The organism is Clostridium hominis (assembly GCF_014287825.1).
GTDB classification, from domain to species: domain Bacteria; phylum Bacillota; class Clostridia; order Clostridiales; family Clostridiaceae; genus Clostridium; species Clostridium hominis.
Genome location: NZ_JACOOO010000001.1, coordinates 217,388 through 236,182, shown reverse-complemented (window position 1 = coordinate 236,182; position 18,795 = coordinate 217,388). Strand labels below are relative to the sequence as shown.

The window sequence follows — 18,795 nt, the reverse complement described above, 5'->3', positions numbered from 1 at the left end:
AATCCTCCTTTATTGTACAGGCTTTATATATTCACTTCTCAAGCTTTGAGTAGTCTTATTTATAACTATATCATCACTTGTTTTTGTTTCTACATTATAATTTTTTAAAGCACCATACCCTAAAGAATTTCCAAAACTTACTCCAACATTAAGCTTAGCTTTATCTCCGATGGCTTTTATTACAATCTTAGATTTAGGATCTACTAGCCCAACACTTCCAATAGAAATACTTTTTCCTGATGTTTTAATTCCTGTTTGGGGCGTTATTCTAATATCATTTACTGAAATAGCCTCAGCTCTTGAATACCAAAGAAGGTTTATAATATGTATTAATTCCTCCTCGCTTATACTAACTGTGCTATCTGTTGTACTCTCACCAAAAATTGTAGTTTTAGGTGTAATTATAATTGTTATTCCTGACCCTTTAACATCTAATAATCCTAAGTGCATTCTAGTATTATCTAGTTGTTTTTTTATTTCACTTTCTAAAGCTCCCTCTTCAGCAGCATTCTCTTCTAATCTTTTGATTTCCTCTGATAAAGTTTTATTAGTTTCTGAAAGCTCATCTCTTTCTTTTTTTAACACTTCTATTTGAGATAAGATATCCTGATTTTGCGCTATAGCTTTTGCATCTTCTTGTAAACTTAACATTTTAAACTGATATGTCAGCAAAAAGCCTAAAAGTGCACATACTATAGCAACCACAAGCTGTGATATTATTTTTTTCATATATATTCCCCCTAGCTAGATGTATTCTTAATTATAGGTGGTCCATCAAAACTAACATCTATATAACCCTTAGTTAACTTAATTTCTTCTGATAATAATATTCTATAAACATTTTCCATTTTATTATGTAAATCAGAATCATCTCCAAAAAATATTTCTACTTCTCCAATTCTTCCTTTTATATTTACAATATCTGCAATGTTTATTTCATCAAACTTAATTGACTCTCTATTTTGAGCTATATATGGATAAAACTTTTCTAATATACTAGATAGGATTTCATCATCACTAACCTTATCTCCAACAGAAATATTTTCTGCCCCTACTCCTGATATCTTTACTAAATTCTTACCCTCTATACTATCTAATTCTTCAATCACCACTAAATCTTCATTTATAACTTCTATAATTCCATTATTTTCAACGTAAAATACAGGTGATTCCTCAACAATATTTATAACTAATTTAGATATTCCTTTCCTTGATATCTTAACTTCCTTCACATACTTATCTTTCATTAATATATTTTTAATCTCATCTTCATTGACGATGTAAATATTTTGTCCAATAAACATTTTCAAAGTCTCTTTCAAATTATCAGAGCTTATTTTAGAAGTTCCTATTACATCAATTGTATTAATATTAAATATAGGAGCTTTTGTTAAAAATAAGATTAAAGTAATTGTTAATACAATTACAATCATTATGACCTTTTTTATTCTCTTCTTTCTTTTTTTTGTCTTTAAATACTTCTTAATCTCATTACTTTGTTTATATTCTGTCATATTGCAATATTTCATCCTTTTCTAAATATATCTATATATAATAATATCATTTTTCTGCAAGTTTTTCATCCAAAATTTAATTACAATTTTATTACATTATTTACAACAACAGCAAAAAGTACCCCTATATGTAGAGGTACTCTCTTAAGTTACACTTTTTTCTATTTGAGATGATATATTTAACAAAATCCCCATTGCCATTAGATTTATTACTAAAGACGTTCCTCCATAACTTATAAACGGCATAGGAACACCTGTTACAGGCATTGATCCTGTTACAACAGCAATGTTAATAATTGCTTGAACTGCAATTATAGATGTAATACCTACTGCAAGCAATTTACCATAGGTATCTTTTGCCTTCATAGCAACCCTTATCCCTCTCCAAATAAGAAATAAGAATAATCCTATAATAAACAAACATCCAACTAACCCTAATTCTTCTCCAACAATTGAAAAAATAAAATCATTATGTGGTTCTGGCATATATAAAATCTTTTGCCTTGACTCCCCTAGCCCTAACCCAGTTATTCCTCCAGCTCCTAGAGCATAAAAGGATTGTATAAGTTGATATCCATCACCAGCAGCATCTTTCCATGGATCTATAAAGTTTAACATTCTAGCTCTACGATAATCAGAACTAAAAATAAAGAATATAGCCAGTGAAAACATAGCTGGAAATATTATTCCAAATAAATGCTTAATTTGTCCACCCGCAACAAAAAGCATTATAAAAGTTACTATCATAATAATAGTTGCAATACTCATATTCTTTTCTGCTAATATCATTGCAGCAAAAAAACCTGCTACAGCTAAATAAGGTACTAAGCCATCCCAAAATCTCTTTATTCTATCACCTTTCAAATCGATACTCATAGCTAAGAACATAACTACTACATATTTAGTCAATTCAGAAGGCTGGAATGATAGTATTCCTAACTTTATCCATCTTCTAGCTCCATTTACCTCAGGAAAAAAGAAAACAGCTATTAACAAAGGAATTGTACATATCAATAAATATGGTGTTATTTTTTTAAGCTTATGATAATCAAATTTCATCATCATCACTAAAGCTATTATCCCAATTACTGCAAATGCACCCTGTCTAATTAAGTAATACATACTATTTTTATATTTAAACATAGCATAAAAAGAACTTGCAGAGTAAATCATTACTATTCCTATAGCTAATAATAGAAATAAAGAATAGAATATACCATAGTCTACCTCCCCTAACATTTTTTTATTTAGGGGCTCATTAAATCTCATAAACACTCCTCCATATTAAATTTCTAAAGTGCCCAAAATCCTATCATGCATAATATTACAGTTGCTACCGAAAATACTGTTACAATTTTAACTTCGCTCCATCCACATTGTTCAAAATGATGATGTATAGGAGCCATTTTGAATATTCTTTTACCAGTTAATTTAAATGACGTTACTTGAATTATTACAGATAATGTTTCAAGAACATATATTCCTCCAACTACTGGAATAAGTAAAGGTATTTCTAATATAATTGCTATAGTTGCAATTGCGCCTCCTATAGCTAATGAACCAGTATCTCCCATAAATATTCTTGCTGGATAAGCATTATATTTTAAGAAACCTATTAATCCACCTATTAATGCGATACAGAAAAGTCCAACTGAATCATGTCCTAATATAAATGAACTTACTGCAAAAAATGTTAATACCAAAACTGATACAGTAGATGCCAAACCATCTAAACCATCTGTTAAATTAACTGCATTTGTTGTTGCTGCATAAATAAAGATTACAAATGGAATATAGAACATTCCAAGAGCTACTTTTTTACCTAAGAAAGGTATTATCATACTTGTACTTAAATTTAGATATCCATAATAAGCAATAGCTCCAGAGAACACTAATAATAGCACCATCTTTTGCCAAGCCTTTAATCCCTCGTTATCTTTTTTTATTATTTTAAGTAAATCATCTAAGAACCCAATAAAACCAAATGCTATAAGTGAATATAGCACTATCATAGCTTCATCATTCCACTTTAATCTTAAGGCAAGCATCGTTATTAAAGTTGAACCTATAAAGATTAATCCACCTATAGTAGGAGTTCCAGCTTTTTTAAGATGGCTTTGCGGTCCTTCTTTTCTTATGTTTTGTCCGAATTTTAATCTTCTTAATGCTGGTATTGCGATTGGTCCTAATGCTAATGAAATTAATAAGCTCAGCACCGCCGCTATTGCATATTTTGATGTTATTATATTTATCATTTTATCCCCCATTTTTTACTGCTAAAAGCAGTTCACCTCCTCTATGATATTGAGATAGATTCAAGCTTATTTACTACCTCTTCAAATTTCATTCCTCTAGATGCTTTAACTAGAATAATATCATTTTTATTAATATACTCTTCTAGCTTCTCTAAACATTCATCTTTAGTTCCGAATGTAACTATGTTTTTTCCTTTATAGCCACTTCTAAACTCTTTAACATTTTCTCCTATAGCTATTAATAGCTCTACTTTATCAGTTGCATAACCTCCAACTTCAGCATGAGCTTCTTTAGATTTTGAACCTAGCTCATACATATCTCCAAGTATAGCAACTTTTCTTCCACCATTATAAGTAGCTAAGACATCTAAAGATGATTTCATTGAATCAGGACTAGCATTATAACAATCATTTATAATTGTTATATTTTCTTTCTTTATAACCTGCAATCTCATAGATGTTGCTTCTAAGTTTTTTAATCCTTCGCTCATCTCTTCAAAAGATAACCCTAAGTTAAATGCAATATCAATTGCCAACATAGAATTTAACACATTATGCTTTCCAGCCACCGGTAACTTAAATGTAAACTCTTCTCCCTTATGATGCGCTGTAAATTCTGTAGAGTTCTCTCTTAATATAATATTAGTAGCGTAAACATCATATTCATGATTATATCCAGTTTTTTCAATTTTAAAACAATTATTATTCAAATTGTTTAATAGCTTATCTTCTCCATTAACTACCAAAACATTATTTTCTGTAAAGAAATCAGTAATTTCCATTTTAGCTTTTAATATATTCTCTTGTGTCTTAAGATTTTCTAAGTGAGATAATCCAATATTAGTTATAACAGCCATATCTGGAAGAGCTGTTTTTGCAAGATTATGTATCTCTCCTAAATCACTCATTCCCATTTCTAAAACAGCTACATCATAATCTCTAGTTAATTCAAAAATCATAAGTGGCAATCCTATTTCACTATTAAAGTTACCTTTAGTCTTAAATACTTTAAACTTATGACTTAAAAAAGCTGCTACTAAATCCTTTGTAGATGTCTTACCAGTAGACCCTGTTACCCCTATAACTTTTAAATTTAGTTTTTTTCTATAATAATTAGCTAAATCTAATAAAGCTTTATGACAACTATCTACCTTTATTATGGTTCCTTCATTTTTCAGATCTGCCTTATCAAATAATATTTCATCTATTATTACTATATTAGCTCCTTTATCAATAGCTTCTAAAGCATGTTTATTAGGATTAAACTTTTCTCCCTTTAAGGCTACAAAAATATTTCCTTCTTCTATATTTCTTGTATCAATACAAAACTTATTAAATTCCTTCTTGCTACTATCTAATATAACCTCTCCATCAATAGCAGCTAAAAGTTCTTTGAAAGTTATTTCCATTATTACACCTCTTATTACTTATTTAAAATATTAGCAATTACTTCTCTCTCATCAAAATGAACCTTTCCTTCAGGCATTATTTGATAAGTTTCATGACCTTTACCAGCAAGCACTACTACATCTCCTGGTTCTGCCATATCCATTGCTAATCTTATAGCCTCAACTCTATCTTCAATAGCTAAATAGTTAGTTTTTTGTATATCACAACTAATCTCTTTTAAAATTGCAATAGGATCTTCTGTTCTTGGATTATCAGAAGTTATAATTACTAAATCTGCAATTTCACTACCAATTCTCCCCATTTCCGCTCTCTTAACCTTATCTCTATCTCCACCACTGCCATAAACAGCTATTAATCTATTTTTAGTAAGTGCTCTTAAAGTCTCTAAAAGATTTTTTAATCCATCTGGCGTGTGAGCAAAATCAATTATCAACTCATATGGAAGATTATACTTATTCCCTACTCTTTCACATCTACCTGGAACTATTACATCTAATAAACCATGCTTAATATTTTCATCACTAATTCCTAATATCTTAGCAGCAGCTATACAACCTAATGCATTATGAACATTATACTCTCCTGGTAATACAAACTCATATCTTGTTCCATTTACTGTGAATATAGTGTCTTGTCCTTCGAACATAACTTCAGTTGCTTTATAATCACTTTCTTCATTTATTGAATAAGTTATAGCCTCTTTATTTAACTTTTCTAAATCTCTAATCACATTATATCCGTAATTATTATCTACATTAATTATAGAGTAATCACTTCTTTCAAAAAGCTTAAATTTTGCATCATAATAATTTTCGAAAGTTTTATGAAAATCTAAATGATCCCTTGTTATATTAGTAAATATTCCAATATCAAAATGACATCCATATACCCTATCTAAAGCTAGGGAGTGAGAGGATACTTCCATCACACAATATTTACACCCTTTATCTACCATATTCTTAAATAATTTTTGTAATTCTAATGATTCAGGAGTAGTATGAGTAGATTCTATTTTTTCATCTCCAATATAATTAGCTATAGTACCAATTAAACCTACTTTTTCCCCTGACTTTTCTAAAATAGATTTTAGTATGTATACACTTGTTGTTTTTCCATTTGTTCCTGTTACACCTATTAACTTAAGTTTTTTTGTTGGATGATCATAGTAGTTAGCTGCCATAGTAGCTAATGTTTTTCTGCCTTCTTCTACTTTTATAATAGTTACATCTTCTAAGTTGTTAGTTAAATCTATATCTTTTTCACATATAATTACTCTAGCACCATTTTCAACAGCTTTGCTTACAAAGTTATGTCCATCAACCTCAAACCCTGAAAGGCACACAAAAATATCATCTTTGCTAACTTTTCTACTATCGTATTGAATATTAACTATCTCTTTATCTAAATTTCCTTTTACTACTTTATAATTTACCCCATCTAATAATTGTAATAGTTTCATTACTTCATCTCCTCTTAATAATTAGATATCTCAAAAGATAAAAATTTAGCATGTGATATTCCACATGCTAAACTAATGGTAAACTTTTAATCTCCGTATTCCGAAGTAAGTATAAGTTTCACCGTATCACCTATAACAATTACCTCTCCTTGTGGAGTACTTTGATTAGTAACAACTCCATCTCCTTGAAGAGTATAATTAATTCCTAAGCTTTCTAATAGTTCTATAGCTGACTCTTTAGAATATCCTATCAAATCTGGCATAACAACATTCTTATTATAATTTCCATCTCCATCAGTGTAAAGATTAATCTTTGACCCCTCTTTAACTACATATCCAGGATATGGTTTTATATCTGTTATTATAGACCCACTTCCTTCAATATTATACTCTAAATTGTTATCTTTGAGAACCTTTTTAGCTTCATCTATTGATAATCCCCTTAATTCTGGAATTACAATTTCTCTTAAAATAGAATCATTATCTTTTAGAATTTCATCATTCATGTAGTTTATTATATCATCTATCAATACCTTAGCTACCGGTGCTGTTACAACACCTGCATAGTAATCACCATTACTTGGCTCATCTATACTTACAAATACCGTAACCTTAGGATCATTGCTAGGAATCATAGCTGCCATTGATGATATATACCTTCCTGATTCATATCCTCCAGTAACAGGGTTAACCTTTTGTGCTGTACCAGTTTTCCCTCCTAAGTGATATCCTGCTATATAAGATCTATTAGATCCACCTTTATTTACCGTTCTCTCCAAGTAATCTCTTAAAACAGCTGTCATTTCCTCTGATAAAACATTTTCTTTAACAGTAGGTTCAAAAACTTCATCTACCACATCTTCACCAGTTGATGTTGTATGAGTTACAGTTTTCATTATATGCGGCTGAATAAGTGTACCACCATTGGCTAACGCATTAAAAGCAGTCATATATTGCACTGCGTTTACTGTATTTGTTTGTCCAAAAGAAATTGTAGCTAAATCTGCCTCTTTTATCGAATCTACACTTTTTATTATTCCTCTTGCTTCTCCTGGCAAATCAATGCCTGAAACTTGACCAAAACCTAATTTTTTAATATATTCAGTTAACTTTTCTTTACCGATTTTTTCACCCAACTTCATAAACCCTACGTTACATGAATTCTGCAATATCTCTGGCAAAGTCTGTTCTCCATGTCCTCCATGTTTCCAACATTTTATAGTATGTGGTCCTACCTGTAAGCTTCCTCCACAAGTGAATTTATCCGTTTCACTTACAAGCCCCTCCTCTAATGCTGTAACCATAGTCACAACCTTAAATATAGATCCTGGTTCAAAAGTATCATTAACTAAACTATTTCTCCACATTTTTTGTAGTTTTTCCGCATCAGTATTTCCAGTAAAATCAGAATACCCTTCAAATGGATTATTAGGATCAAAGTCTGGTTTATTTACCATAGCTAAAACCTCGCCATTATTTGGATCCATTACTAATATAGAAACTCTTGCTGCCTTATTATCTACTAAAGCTTTTTCTGCAGCCTTTTCTGCAAAGGCTTGGATATTTTTATCTATTGTAAGAGTAACATCCTTACCAGTTATTGGTGCCGTAAACTTAGATATAGTATATGATACATTAGCACTATTTCTATCTAGCTCTGATATTCTTATTCCTGGAACACCAGATAAATATTCATTATACTGTAACTCTACGCCAGTTAGTCCTTGTCCATCAACATTAGTACTTCCAAGAACATGAGCTAAAAACTCACCATTTGGATAATATCTCTTTGTATCTGGAGATACAATTACCCCACTAATCTCTAATGCTTTTACCTTATCCGCTGCTTCTTTCTCTATTCTTCTAACAAGATTAGCAGATCCAGCATTAGCTCCACTTGGTAACTTTGTTTCTAACTTTTCAAGCACCTTATCACTTTCTAAATCTAAGGCATTAGCAATTAACGGTGCTATATCTTTCGTTTCTAAACCTTTCTTATTTAAGCTTTGTCTAATTGAATTAAGATCGAAGTCAACTCTATAAACATCTGCAGAAACAGCAAGTTCTTCACCATCTCTATCTAATATTCTACCTCTTCTTGCATCAATCCTAACTTCGCTTGTCCATTGTTCTTCAGCTCTCTTAGCATAATCCTCTCGCTTAACAATCATTATGTAGGCTAATCTCAGGCTAAGAATTAAAAATGTTAAAGTTATTACACTAATAACGATTGTCATTCTTTTCTTCATAACTGCACGGTCTTTGAACGTTCTTTTACTCATAATCATTCCCCCATACCCAGATGAATTAATGAATAAAAGAAAAAGCCAATATCTAATACTTAGTCTTTCTAAAGCAATTTTAACTTATAGAAAGCCTATAAAGGAATTCTATAAGTTATTCATTAATTCATCCAATTTGCTATTTTTGCTATTAGGTTTGTTTTTGTATTAGTCTCTTTTTTATCTTTTATGTGATCAAAATAATTCTTAGACATATCAATTGTTATACTGCTTGATTTATCAGGATAAGTCATGTTTAATCCATTTACAGCTACTTCATTTATATTATCAAGGGAAGATACTTTAAGTAAGTCTACTTTCATAGCTTCATTTTTAGCTAATTCAGTTTCCATTTCCACTTCCAAATTTGATAAATTCTTTTGGATTTTGTATACATAGCTATCAATACTTAAACTCGCTACACCTAAAATTGAAACAATTACTGCTGAAGATATTATTTTTACTCTGTTGTTTTTCCAGTCAAACTCTTTTTTTACTTGTTTCTTTTTCTTCTTAACCTCTTGCTCCTTTACCTTTCTTTCTGGTGCAAGTGCTGTATTTCCTCTTATATAATCATATTCTCTAACAACCATTTTATTCACATCTCCCACATATTAATTTACCCTTTTTTATATTTTCTCAATTACCCTTAATTTCGCACTTCTACTTCTTGGATTCATTTCCACTTCTTCTTTTGATGGATCTATAGCTTTTCTGCTAATAACCTTAACTTTAGCTTTTTCTCCACAAACACATATTGGGAATTCCTTTGGACATCTGCAAGATACAGCTAAATCCCTAAACTTATTTTTTACTATTCTATCTTCTAGAGAGTGGAAAGTAATAATTGCCATCCTTCCGCCTTTAGATAACTTACTAACTCCATCTTCTATAGCTCTATTTAATATTGATAGTTCGCTATTTACTTCTATTCTTATAGCTTGGAAAGTTCTCTTTGCTGGATGAGGTCCTTCTCTTCTAGCCTTTGCAGGTATAGCATTTTTTATTATTTCTACTAACTCTAAAGTAGTTTCAATATCTTTTTCTTCTCTAGCATTAACAATAAATGTTGCTACCCTTTTAGCAAATTTTTCTTCTCCATAATCTCTTATAATTCTATATAGTTCTTCTTCTGAATATGTGTTAACAACTTCATAAGCAGACAATTCATTTTCTCTATTCATTCTCATATCAAGAGGCGCATCTTTCATATAACTAAATCCTCTTTCACCAGTATCTAACTGATAAGATGAAACTCCTAAGTCCATTAGTATTCCATCTACCTCTTCTATATCTAAATCATCTAGTATCTGCTTAATATTATAAAAATTATTATGTACATATGTTACATTATTAAAGTTCTGTAATCTTAAACCTGCCGCTTTTAAAGCGTCTGTATCTTGGTCAATACCTATTAAACGTCCATTTTCTGAAAGTCTTTTAAGAATCTCTGAAGAGTGCCCAGCACCGCCAAGTGTGCCATCTACATAAATTCCATCTTCTTTAATATTTAAAGCATCCAAACATTCATTTAAAAGAACTGAAACGTGATTAAATTCCATTTTAAAAACTCCTTATATTCCTAAATCGCCCATTTTGTCAGCTATACTATCAAAGTCTATATCTGACTCATTATAGCTTTCCCATTTTTCCTTACTCCAAATCTCAACCTTATTTAAAGCACCTATAGTTACTATTTCCTTTTCAATGCCTGCATATTCTCTAAGATTTGCCGGAATTAAACCTCTTCCCTGTTTATCTGTTTCAACTTCTGTTGCCCCAGCAACAAAGAATCTTACGAAAGCTCTAGCATCTCTATTAGTAAGTGGTAAGTTTTTCAACTTTTCCTCAAATTTCTGCCATTCATCTATGGGATAAGCATAAAGACAACCATCTAACCCTTTGCTGATTATAAATTTATCTCCTAAACCCTCCCTTAATTTTGAAGGTACAATTATTCTATTTTTACTATCTAAACTATGTTGATATTCCCCTATGAACATTTTGCACCTCAGAAATTCTCTCTACATTTAACCACTTTCCACCACTTTTAACCACTTTATATATATTTTATAAAACTTTTATGTATTCTTCAAGTAGTTTTACTACTTTTTAGCTAGTTTTTTTAATTTTTAAGCTAGTAATTTCAAGGCTTCAGCACTTCTTTACATTTCTTGTAATTATTTTTAGCACTTTTAAAATTGATTTTTTATCCTTTTATCACTATTTTAAGCAAAAAAAATAGTGTATATCTAATTCTTACAAATTAAATACACACTATTTAATCACTATTATACGTTGAATCTAAAGTTTACAACATCTCCATCTTTCATAACGTACTCTTTACCTTCTAATCTATATAAACCTTTTTCTTTAGCAGCCGCTTCCGAACCACACTCTATTAAATCATCATATCCAACTACTTCAGCTCTGATGAATCCTCTTTCAATATCTGAGTGAATTTTACCTGCTGCAGCTGGAGCTTTTGTTCCTTCTTTTATAGTCCAAGCTCTTACTTCTTGAACACCAGCAGTTAAATAACTTATTAGTCCTAAAAGCTTATAAGAAGCTCTTATAAGTTTATCTAGACCTGATTCTACTAAACCATACTCTTCAAGCATTTCTGCCTTTTCATCATCTTCTAATCCTGAAAGTTCTTCTTCAAGTTTAGCACAAACTACTACTACTTCTGAATTTTCATTTGCAGCATATTCTTTAACTGTCTTTACATAATCATTTTCTAGATTACCACTCATCATGTCATCTTCAGAAATATTACAAGAATATAAAACTGGCTTAGATGTAATCATAAATAAAGTTTTAATAAATGCATCTTCATCTTCTGTTACTTCTAAAGTTCTTATTGGTTTATTAGCTTCTAAATGAGCTTTAACCTTTTCCATTATCTCATACTCTGCCTTAGCTTTCTTATCTCCTGATCTCGCAAGCTTAACTCCCTTTTCCATTCTTCTCTCTAAAACTTCTAAATCAGCAAAAATAAGCTCTAAATTAATTGTTTCTATATCTCTAATTGGATCTACAGACCCTTCAACGTGAACAACATTTCCATCATCAAAACATCTTACCGCATGTACTATAGCTTCAACTTCTCTTATATGTGATAAAAACTTATTTCCAAGTCCTTCTCCTTTTGAAGCTCCTTTTACAAGTCCAGCTATATCATAAAATTCTACAGCAGTATAAACTTTTCTTTTAGTATTATACATTTTTTCAAGTACATCTAATCTTTTATCTGGAACGCTAACAACACCTACATTTGGTTCGATTGTACAAAATGGGTAGTTAGCAGATTCTGCTCCTGCTTTTGTTATAGCATTAAATAAAGTACTCTTACCTACGTTTGGTAACCCTACAATTCCTAATCTCATCTAAGTACATTCCTTTCTTCCGTATACTAATACTTTTAAAATTATACTCTACAAACATTTTTATTTCAACCATTTAAAATATACAACCATAGATAAATATAGATTAATACTATAAATTCACCCTACACTTACATTTCTATCTGTATTACACTTAAACTTTTCACTATATTATTCATATTTTTCTCTTTGCTCTATCAAATTTTCCCCTTTACGAAGTAATCCACTATGCTCCTTCACTTATAAATCTATACTGAGCCATATAAAGGTTATAATAAACTCCTCTTTTGGCTAAAAGCTCCTCATGACTTCCCATTTCACTTATTCCACCATTTTCAACCACCATTATCTTATCGCAATCTCTAATTGTAGATAATCTATGTGCGATAACAAAGGAAGTTCTTCCTTGAAGAAGTTTTTCTATTCCTTCTTGTACTAACCTTTCAGTTTCAGTGTCAATATTTGATGTAGCTTCATCTAATATTAATATTCTAGGGTTTGCAAGTAATGCTCTCGCAAAAGATACTAATTGTCTTTGACCCAAAGAAAGTCTGGATCCTCTTTCATTCACCTCTGTTTCATATCCTTTTTCCATACGCATAATAAAATCATGGGCATTTACAGCTTTAGCTGCTTCTATTACTTCCTCATCAGTTGCATTTAACCTTCCATATCTTATATTTTCCATTATTGATGTAGAAAATAAAAATGTATCTTGAAGCATTATTCCCATCTGAGATCTATATGATTCTAATTTTACCTCCTTAATGTCTTTACCATCCACTAAAATTTTACCGTTACTAGGATCATAAAATCTACTCAACAAAGATATTATTGTTGTTTTACCAGCTCCTGTAGCACCTACTAAAGCCACTCTATCACCTTTATTAACTTTAAAGTTTACTTTACTCAAAACTTCTGAACTATTATTATAAGCAAAGCTTACATCCTTAAACTCTACTTTTCCACTTATTTTACCAATGTCAATAGCTTCTGGTATATTCTCTATATCTGGTTTTATATCTAAAATATCAAATATTCTATCAGCTGCTGCAAAATTAGTTATCATTGTATTATAAAAACTCGAAAGATTTGTTATTGGTCTCCAGAACATTCCTGTATACATCGAAAACGCGATAAGCTTCCCTATTTGTATTTCTCCTGATATAACTAATCTATACCCTACAGCAAATACTATTAAAGTTCCAACACCCCATGATAATTCAACTAATGGCCAAAATAAATCATTTAATTTTATCGCTTGCAAAAAAGCATTCTTTTCCTTCCTGACCATTTCCTTATAAGTTTTTTCTGTATCCTCCTCCTTAGCAAAAGCTTGTACAACCTTCATCCCTGAAAAATTTTCATGGGTAAATCCATTTAAGTTTGATCTTTTACTCCTAAAATCATTCCATCTTTTTCTTGATTTTGTCTCAACATAAAACATAGATATAGCTAATAAAGGAAGCAAAGTCATGCATGCAACAGCAAGTTTAAAATTCATTATCATCATAGCAATGCATACACAAATTAAACTTAACCCTTCAGGTATAACCGTCTGTATACTCTGATTGAATAAATTTTTAAGAGCATTTACATCTCCAACAACTCTTGCCAATATCTTTCCTACAGGTCTTGAATCAAAAAAATCGAAAGACAAATTCTGAATATGGCTATAAAGTTCCTTTCTTATATCTAGTAATACTGTATTAGTAACTTCAGAAATCATTTTCCATCTAATTCTTGATAAAATCCATGCAAAAGCATTTAGAGAAAGAAGAATTAAACCAATAAGTAATAAACCTTTAACATTTTCATTCTCTACATGGTTATCTATAGCAATCTGAAGTAAATAAGGATTTATAATACTACACATCATTACAAATATCATAAGCAAAATTACAATAACAGTTTTAGCTTTATGAGGTTTTAAATATATAGATAACCTTCTAACTATTTCTACTTTACTTCTTTTTAACGTTTGCTCATCTTTATTAATTGAATTACTACCCATACTATATCACCTCTTTTTCCAAAAGATTAAAATCTTTAAATTGTTCACAATATACGTTATAGTAACTACCTTTTAGTCCTAACAGCTCCTCGTGAGTTCCTCTTTCTTTTATTTTTCCATCTTCAAAATATAAAATAATATCTGCATTTTTAACTGCTGAAATTCTATGAGCAATAATAAACGTTGTGCTTTTTTCTTTTCTTTTATTCAAATTGGCTAGTAACTCATATTCAGTTTCCATATCTAAAGCTGATGTGGCATCATCTAAAATCAAAATTTCCGATTTTCTGAGTAGGGCTCTAGCTATTGATATTCTTTGCTTTTGCCCTCCTGATAACCCTATGCCTCTTTCTCCAATTTCTGTATCATAACCACTAGTCAATTCTTGTATAAAATCAAAACAACACGCAGTTTTAGATGCCTCTTCAACATCTTCAATAGTGGCTCCGCCATTACTAAATTTAATATTATTAATTATAGAGTCTGAAAATAAAAATGTATCCTGCATTACAATAGACATATTCTCCCTTAGTTTTCCTAAATCGTAATCTCTTACATCTACTCCATCTATCAGAACACTACCTTTGCAAACATCATAATACCTACCTATAAGATTTAGCATTGTCGATTTACCAGACCCCGTAGTTCCCATTAAAGCTACAGTGCTTCCTGAAGGTATCTTTAAGTTTATATCCTTAAGTACAACTTCATCATTATATTTAAAACTAACATTATCAAACTGTATTTCCCCTCTTATTTTTTCAGGTTTATAGCTATTTTCCTTACTATACACTTTTGATTTTCTATCTACTATTTTAAATATTTTCTTTGCTGAAGCATTACTTCTAGATAGTAAGTCCAATAAATTTCCTAACATTCTTAAAGGCCATATTACATTTCCTATATATCCATTAAATGCAACTAACGTTCCCAAAGTCATATTTCCCTTCATTACAAATATTCCACCAAGAACAATCATTATAACTAAAGAAATATTGGTAAGAAACTCTACTGGAGGAAAGTACTTTCCTATTACCTTTGCTTGCTTTACGTTTAAGTCATAATAGCGTTTATTCATAGATAAAAATTTTAAAATCTCATGTTTCTCTCTCGTAAAAGCTTTTACAAGTCTTACCCCTGCAATATTTTCTTCTGCGGCAGTATTTATTTCAGCCGTCTTATCACTCAACTCGTCGTAGCATTTTCCAAATTCCTTTTCAAGCTTAACACCAATAAATCCTATAGGTATCATTACTACCATGCAAATTAGGGTTAACTGCCAATTTAGGTAGAATAGTATCACTACAGAAACTACAAAATATATAACATTTTCTACAAAGAGTCTAAGTCCAAATCCTATAGTATCCCATATATTATCAACATCTTCACCTATTCTAGACATAAGCTCTCCAGTATTTATATTGTCAAAATACTTAAATTCTAATTTTTGAATATGATTGAACATACTATGCTTAATATCTTCTTGAACAAAACTAGCTAACCTATCATAAATATATTCTTTTCCATATCCTAATACAGCTTTAACTATTGATATAGCAGTAAAACATATTAAAATAGGTATTATTAAAGATTCCTTACCTCCTATTATTCCTTTATCTAAAAAAATCTTTTGTAAGTATGGACTAAACAAATCTATTCCTATAATTATAAGCATTGATATTGTTCCAAATATTAAACTTCCTTTATACTTCCATACATATTGTAAAATCCTCTTCATCCATATACACCTCACTTTTAGTAAAAAATCAAGTAAATCACTAACCCTTTAAGCTAATAATTAGTTAAATAAAGCAAAAAAAAGTCATGGATAGCCATGACTTTCAATACGTAAAAATAAAAAAAATCGCGGATATACTTCGCGATCTCATTAAGTAAATTCTTACACTTAATAAACTAATTTATTAATACCTAAAGAGACAGGGTTATACTTATAAACAAATTTAATATTTATTTTTCTTATTATTTTGATGTTATTAAAGTTGAACATAATCCTACCTCCTTTTATTTCAATATATACCAATTATATATAACACCATTCTATTTGTCAATATTTTTCAAATAAGTTTTTTTCTTCTATGTATTATCATGAATATTATTTAGCTTTAAGTTAAAAAATATAATGAATAATCTAAGAAGGGGTGATAATATTGATATCTTCAAAAAAAATTATAAAATTATTTATTCCATTATTATTAATAGCTTTAACACCTACCTTTACATACAATGTAAACGCTAGTATTGTACCAGAAAACTCTGAACTAAATTGGTATTTTGTACATAGAGGTAAAGATACACTACCTGAAGGTCCTAAAGAATCTGTAAATATTTTAAAGGATTATGATGCGTACTATCTAGGTGATACAGAAAGTAAAGTAATTTATTTAACCTTTGATGAAGGATATGAAAATGGCTATACTGAAAAAATATTAGACGTTTTAAAAGAGAAAGGTGTCCCTGCTGCTTTTTTTGTTGTAAAACCTTATATAACTCAAAATCCTGATATAGTTAAAAGAATGGCTGATGAGGGTCATTTAGTTTGCAATCACTCCTCTCATCACCCATCAATGGCTTCAATAACAGATCCCACAAAATTCCAAAATGAATTTACCGAAGTTGAAGATGCATATAGGGAAGTAGTTGGAACAGATATACCTAAATTTTTCAGACCTCCAATGGGTAAATATTCAATTAACTCTTTAAAAATGACTAAAGATTTAGGCTATAAAAGCATTTTTTGGAGTTTTGCATATAAAGATTGGCTAAAAGATGAACAACCATCAGAAGAATATGCTATAAAGAAAATTACAAACGGTGTTCATCCTGGTTGTATAATGTTATTACATGCAGTTTCTAAAACAAATACAAATATTTTAGGCACTGTAATAGACCAAATAAGAGCTGATGGATATGAATTTAAATCCCTAGATCAACTTCCTTAAAATAAAATATTAATATGACAAGCAAAAATCTCCTTGCAAAATAGCAAGGAGATTTTTAAAACATCAAACTCATTTTTATCTACTAAGATTTTTGCTTAGTATCTTTTTTATATATTGAGGATAATATTTAGTAAGTTCTGCATGACTCTCATAATGTTCTAAATCAAATTCACTCTCATAATTCAAGCTTCTTAATTCATCTATAAGTGGTTTTAAATCTGAATCAAAAGTCTCTTCCTTATCTGAATAATGAAGAAAAATCTTATTTCTATTCTCTTTGTTTATAATTAATACCTCTTTTAATAATTCATTTAATATTCTTATAGATTCTTGGCTACAATTTCCCATAATATACTTAAGAATTTCTGTATGCCCAGGTAAATTTAAATAATTCCCTAAGTTGTACTGCGGAGCACCAACCACAATATAAGTATCTTTTCTTCTAACTCCAAAGTAAAGCGCAGCATATCCACCTTTACTTGAACCAATATAAAATTCTTTATTAGGTCCTATTTTCTCACAAATATAATTAATTAAAGATTCCACATCTTTTTCTATAGCAAAATCTTTATCTTTTCCTAAATAGTAAGCTCCTCTTTCATCAAAGCCGAAATCATCTAAAATAAAAAGTTTATTACATTTAAATTCATCTAAAGTCTTAATGTAATTATATCTTGCCTTTTGACCAACTTTTGTACAAGCCGTAAAAACAATCAGCAAATCTTTTGATCCTTTTTTTTCTTCAAACAGGTATTTAATATTATATTTTTCACCACTATATGTACTTTGTTTGCATTTCATTAAATATTTAGTTTTCAAAAGGTCTATAGCCTTTTCAGCTTTTATTATTAAACTCATATCTTCTCTCCTAAACACTTTAGTTTAGCCTTCAAAACTCTCAACTATTTTACTTTTTCTTTCTAAAGATTCATTCAGAAGTTCTTTACATCTATCTAGAATAAAACTTACAGATTCTTTATTCTTTATACTAAAATAATTAACCTTTACATTAACTACCGCAGCTTCAATAGAACTATGTAAAAGAATAGCTGCCACAACACCATCAGATGCTAAATTCTTATTCCCATATTTTATAGCAAATTCAATATTTTCATAAAACTTTATTGCCTTTTCAGCAAGTTCTAGAGGAACATTCATAGAAACTATCGTATTTTCTAATATTTTTTCTCCTCGTATTTTTTTATCATCGTCTGTTTCCTTAGGTAGCTTATAACAATCCATCAAACTAGTAAAAGCATCTCTATCCTTATCCATATAAACTAATGCTTCTTGTATAAGAACTTTGCTTTCCTCTGAAAGCTTTATCATTTTTTCCTTTTGCTCAGAGTTAAGACTTTCAAAAGTTTTTTTATCTATAGTAAATGAATAAACCATAGAATTTAACGCTGATGCTAAAGCAGTTACTAACGCAGCAACACTTCCTCCACCCGGAGATGACAAATCACTTGCTAAATCACATATAAACTCATCTATTTTATAATTTTTAAAATTCAT

At 29.9% G+C, this 18,795-nt stretch carries 16 protein-coding genes; 1 reads left to right on the top strand and 15 read right to left on the bottom strand.

Going from position 1 to position 18,795, the window contains the following annotated elements; all coding sequences use genetic code 11:
• Positions 1 to 9 precede the first annotated feature (9 nt).
• The 13 genes from H8S20_RS01135 to H8S20_RS01075 form a co-directional block, all read right to left on the bottom strand.
• The gene (locus tag H8S20_RS01135) at positions 10 to 729 is read right to left on the bottom strand and encodes a DUF881 domain-containing protein (protein ID WP_186859073.1); all 720 of its coding nucleotides are present in this window, start codon (positions 727 to 729) and stop codon (positions 10 to 12) included.
• An 11-nt stretch (positions 730 to 740) separates the two neighbouring features.
• A complete protein-coding gene (locus H8S20_RS01130; RefSeq protein ID WP_032118949.1) occupies positions 741 to 1,514 on the bottom strand; it encodes a cell division protein FtsQ/DivIB in 774 nt (257 codons plus the stop codon).
• A gap of 144 nt (positions 1,515 to 1,658) precedes the next feature.
• Positions 1,659 to 2,783, bottom strand: coding sequence for a stage V sporulation protein E (spoVE, locus tag H8S20_RS01125; protein ID WP_032118950.1), 1,125 nt, complete (start codon positions 2,781 to 2,783; stop codon positions 1,659 to 1,661).
• A gap of 23 nt (positions 2,784 to 2,806) precedes the next feature.
• On the bottom strand, positions 2,807 to 3,769 hold the full coding sequence (mraY, locus tag H8S20_RS01120; RefSeq protein WP_243177455.1) for a phospho-N-acetylmuramoyl-pentapeptide-transferase: 963 nt from the start codon (positions 3,767 to 3,769) through the stop codon (positions 2,807 to 2,809).
• A 41-nt stretch (positions 3,770 to 3,810) separates the two neighbouring features.
• Positions 3,811 to 5,178: a UDP-N-acetylmuramoyl-tripeptide--D-alanyl-D-alanine ligase gene (locus H8S20_RS01115; protein WP_186859072.1), complete on the bottom strand. Its 1,368-nt coding sequence runs from the start codon at positions 5,176 to 5,178 to the stop codon at positions 3,811 to 3,813.
• 14 nt (positions 5,179 to 5,192) lie between these two features.
• Positions 5,193 to 6,638 carry a UDP-N-acetylmuramoyl-L-alanyl-D-glutamate--2,6-diaminopimelate ligase gene (locus H8S20_RS01110; protein WP_186859071.1) on the bottom strand — a complete coding sequence of 482 codons (1,446 nt, stop codon included), beginning with the start codon at positions 6,636 to 6,638 and terminating at the stop codon, positions 5,193 to 5,195.
• An 86-nt stretch (positions 6,639 to 6,724) separates the two neighbouring features.
• Positions 6,725 to 8,920, bottom strand: coding sequence for a stage V sporulation protein D (locus tag H8S20_RS01105; protein WP_186859070.1), 2,196 nt, complete (start codon positions 8,918 to 8,920; stop codon positions 6,725 to 6,727).
• Positions 8,921 to 9,042: 122 nt separating this feature from the next.
• Complete coding sequence (locus tag H8S20_RS01100) at positions 9,043 to 9,513, bottom strand: hypothetical protein (RefSeq protein ID WP_032118955.1); 471 nt, start codon at positions 9,511 to 9,513, stop codon at positions 9,043 to 9,045.
• Positions 9,514 to 9,549: 36 nt separating this feature from the next.
• A complete protein-coding gene (gene rsmH / locus H8S20_RS01095) occupies positions 9,550 to 10,482 on the bottom strand; it encodes a 16S rRNA (cytosine(1402)-N(4))-methyltransferase RsmH (RefSeq protein WP_032118956.1) in 933 nt (310 codons plus the stop codon).
• Positions 10,483 to 10,494: 12 nt separating this feature from the next.
• Positions 10,495 to 10,923 (bottom strand): division/cell wall cluster transcriptional repressor MraZ, encoded by a 429-nt coding sequence (gene mraZ / locus H8S20_RS01090; RefSeq protein WP_032118957.1) that lies wholly within the window; start codon positions 10,921 to 10,923, stop codon positions 10,495 to 10,497.
• Positions 10,924 to 11,211: 288 nt separating this feature from the next.
• Complete coding sequence (gene ychF / locus H8S20_RS01085) at positions 11,212 to 12,309, bottom strand: redox-regulated ATPase YchF (RefSeq protein WP_032118958.1); 1,098 nt, start codon at positions 12,307 to 12,309, stop codon at positions 11,212 to 11,214.
• 223 nt (positions 12,310 to 12,532) lie between these two features.
• Complete coding sequence (locus tag H8S20_RS01080) at positions 12,533 to 14,320, bottom strand: ABC transporter ATP-binding protein (protein WP_186859069.1); 1,788 nt, start codon at positions 14,318 to 14,320, stop codon at positions 12,533 to 12,535.
• Between the two features lies 1 nt (position 14,321).
• Positions 14,322 to 16,058, bottom strand: coding sequence for an ABC transporter ATP-binding protein (locus H8S20_RS01075; RefSeq protein ID WP_186859068.1), 1,737 nt, complete (start codon positions 16,056 to 16,058; stop codon positions 14,322 to 14,324).
• A gap of 478 nt (positions 16,059 to 16,536) precedes the next feature.
• Here H8S20_RS01075 and pdaA point away from each other — a divergent pair, with 478 nt between their 5' ends.
• Positions 16,537 to 17,280, top strand: coding sequence for a delta-lactam-biosynthetic de-N-acetylase (gene pdaA, locus H8S20_RS01070; RefSeq protein WP_366455363.1), 744 nt, complete (start codon positions 16,537 to 16,539; stop codon positions 17,278 to 17,280).
• Positions 17,281 to 17,355: 75 nt separating this feature from the next.
• Here pdaA and H8S20_RS01065 read toward each other — a convergent pair whose 3' ends face one another.
• Positions 17,356 to 18,138, bottom strand: coding sequence for a hypothetical protein (locus H8S20_RS01065; protein ID WP_186859067.1), 783 nt, complete (start codon positions 18,136 to 18,138; stop codon positions 17,356 to 17,358).
• A gap of 24 nt (positions 18,139 to 18,162) precedes the next feature.
• A complete protein-coding gene (locus H8S20_RS01060) occupies positions 18,163 to 18,795 on the bottom strand; it encodes a cyclodeaminase/cyclohydrolase family protein (protein ID WP_186859066.1) in 633 nt (210 codons plus the stop codon).

Excerpts from the sequence above, each read along its gene's own strand:
- H8S20_RS01135 (WP_186859073.1), bottom strand. The coding sequence starts at position 729 with ATGAAAAAAATAATATCACAGCTTGTGGTTGCTATAGTATGTGCACTT.
- H8S20_RS01130 (WP_032118949.1), bottom strand. The coding sequence starts at position 1,514 with ATGACAGAATATAAACAAAGTAATGAGATTAAGAAGTATTTAAAGACA.
- spoVE (WP_032118950.1), bottom strand. The coding sequence starts at position 2,783 with ATGAGATTTAATGAGCCCCTAAATAAAAAAATGTTAGGGGAGGTAGAC.
- mraY (WP_243177455.1), bottom strand. The coding sequence starts at position 3,769 with ATGATAAATATAATAACATCAAAATATGCAATAGCGGCGGTGCTGAGC.
- H8S20_RS01115 (WP_186859072.1), bottom strand. The coding sequence starts at position 5,178 with ATGGAAATAACTTTCAAAGAACTTTTAGCTGCTATTGATGGAGAGGTT.
- H8S20_RS01110 (WP_186859071.1), bottom strand. The coding sequence starts at position 6,638 with ATGAAACTATTACAATTATTAGATGGGGTAAATTATAAAGTAGTAAAA.
- H8S20_RS01105 (WP_186859070.1), bottom strand. The coding sequence starts at position 8,920 with ATGAGTAAAAGAACGTTCAAAGACCGTGCAGTTATGAAGAAAAGAATG.
- H8S20_RS01100 (WP_032118955.1), bottom strand. The coding sequence starts at position 9,513 with ATGGTTGTTAGAGAATATGATTATATAAGAGGAAATACAGCACTTGCA.
- rsmH (WP_032118956.1), bottom strand. The coding sequence starts at position 10,482 with ATGGAATTTAATCACGTTTCAGTTCTTTTAAATGAATGTTTGGATGCT.
- mraZ (WP_032118957.1), bottom strand. The coding sequence starts at position 10,923 with ATGTTCATAGGGGAATATCAACATAGTTTAGATAGTAAAAATAGAATA.
- ychF (WP_032118958.1), bottom strand. The coding sequence starts at position 12,309 with ATGAGATTAGGAATTGTAGGGTTACCAAACGTAGGTAAGAGTACTTTA.
- H8S20_RS01080 (WP_186859069.1), bottom strand. The coding sequence starts at position 14,320 with ATGGGTAGTAATTCAATTAATAAAGATGAGCAAACGTTAAAAAGAAGT.
- H8S20_RS01075 (WP_186859068.1), bottom strand. The coding sequence starts at position 16,058 with ATGAAGAGGATTTTACAATATGTATGGAAGTATAAAGGAAGTTTAATA.
- H8S20_RS01065 (WP_186859067.1), bottom strand. The coding sequence starts at position 18,138 with ATGAGTTTAATAATAAAAGCTGAAAAGGCTATAGACCTTTTGAAAACT.
- H8S20_RS01060 (WP_186859066.1), bottom strand. The coding sequence starts at position 18,795 with ATGAATTTTAAAAATTATAAAATAGATGAGTTTATATGTGATTTAGCA.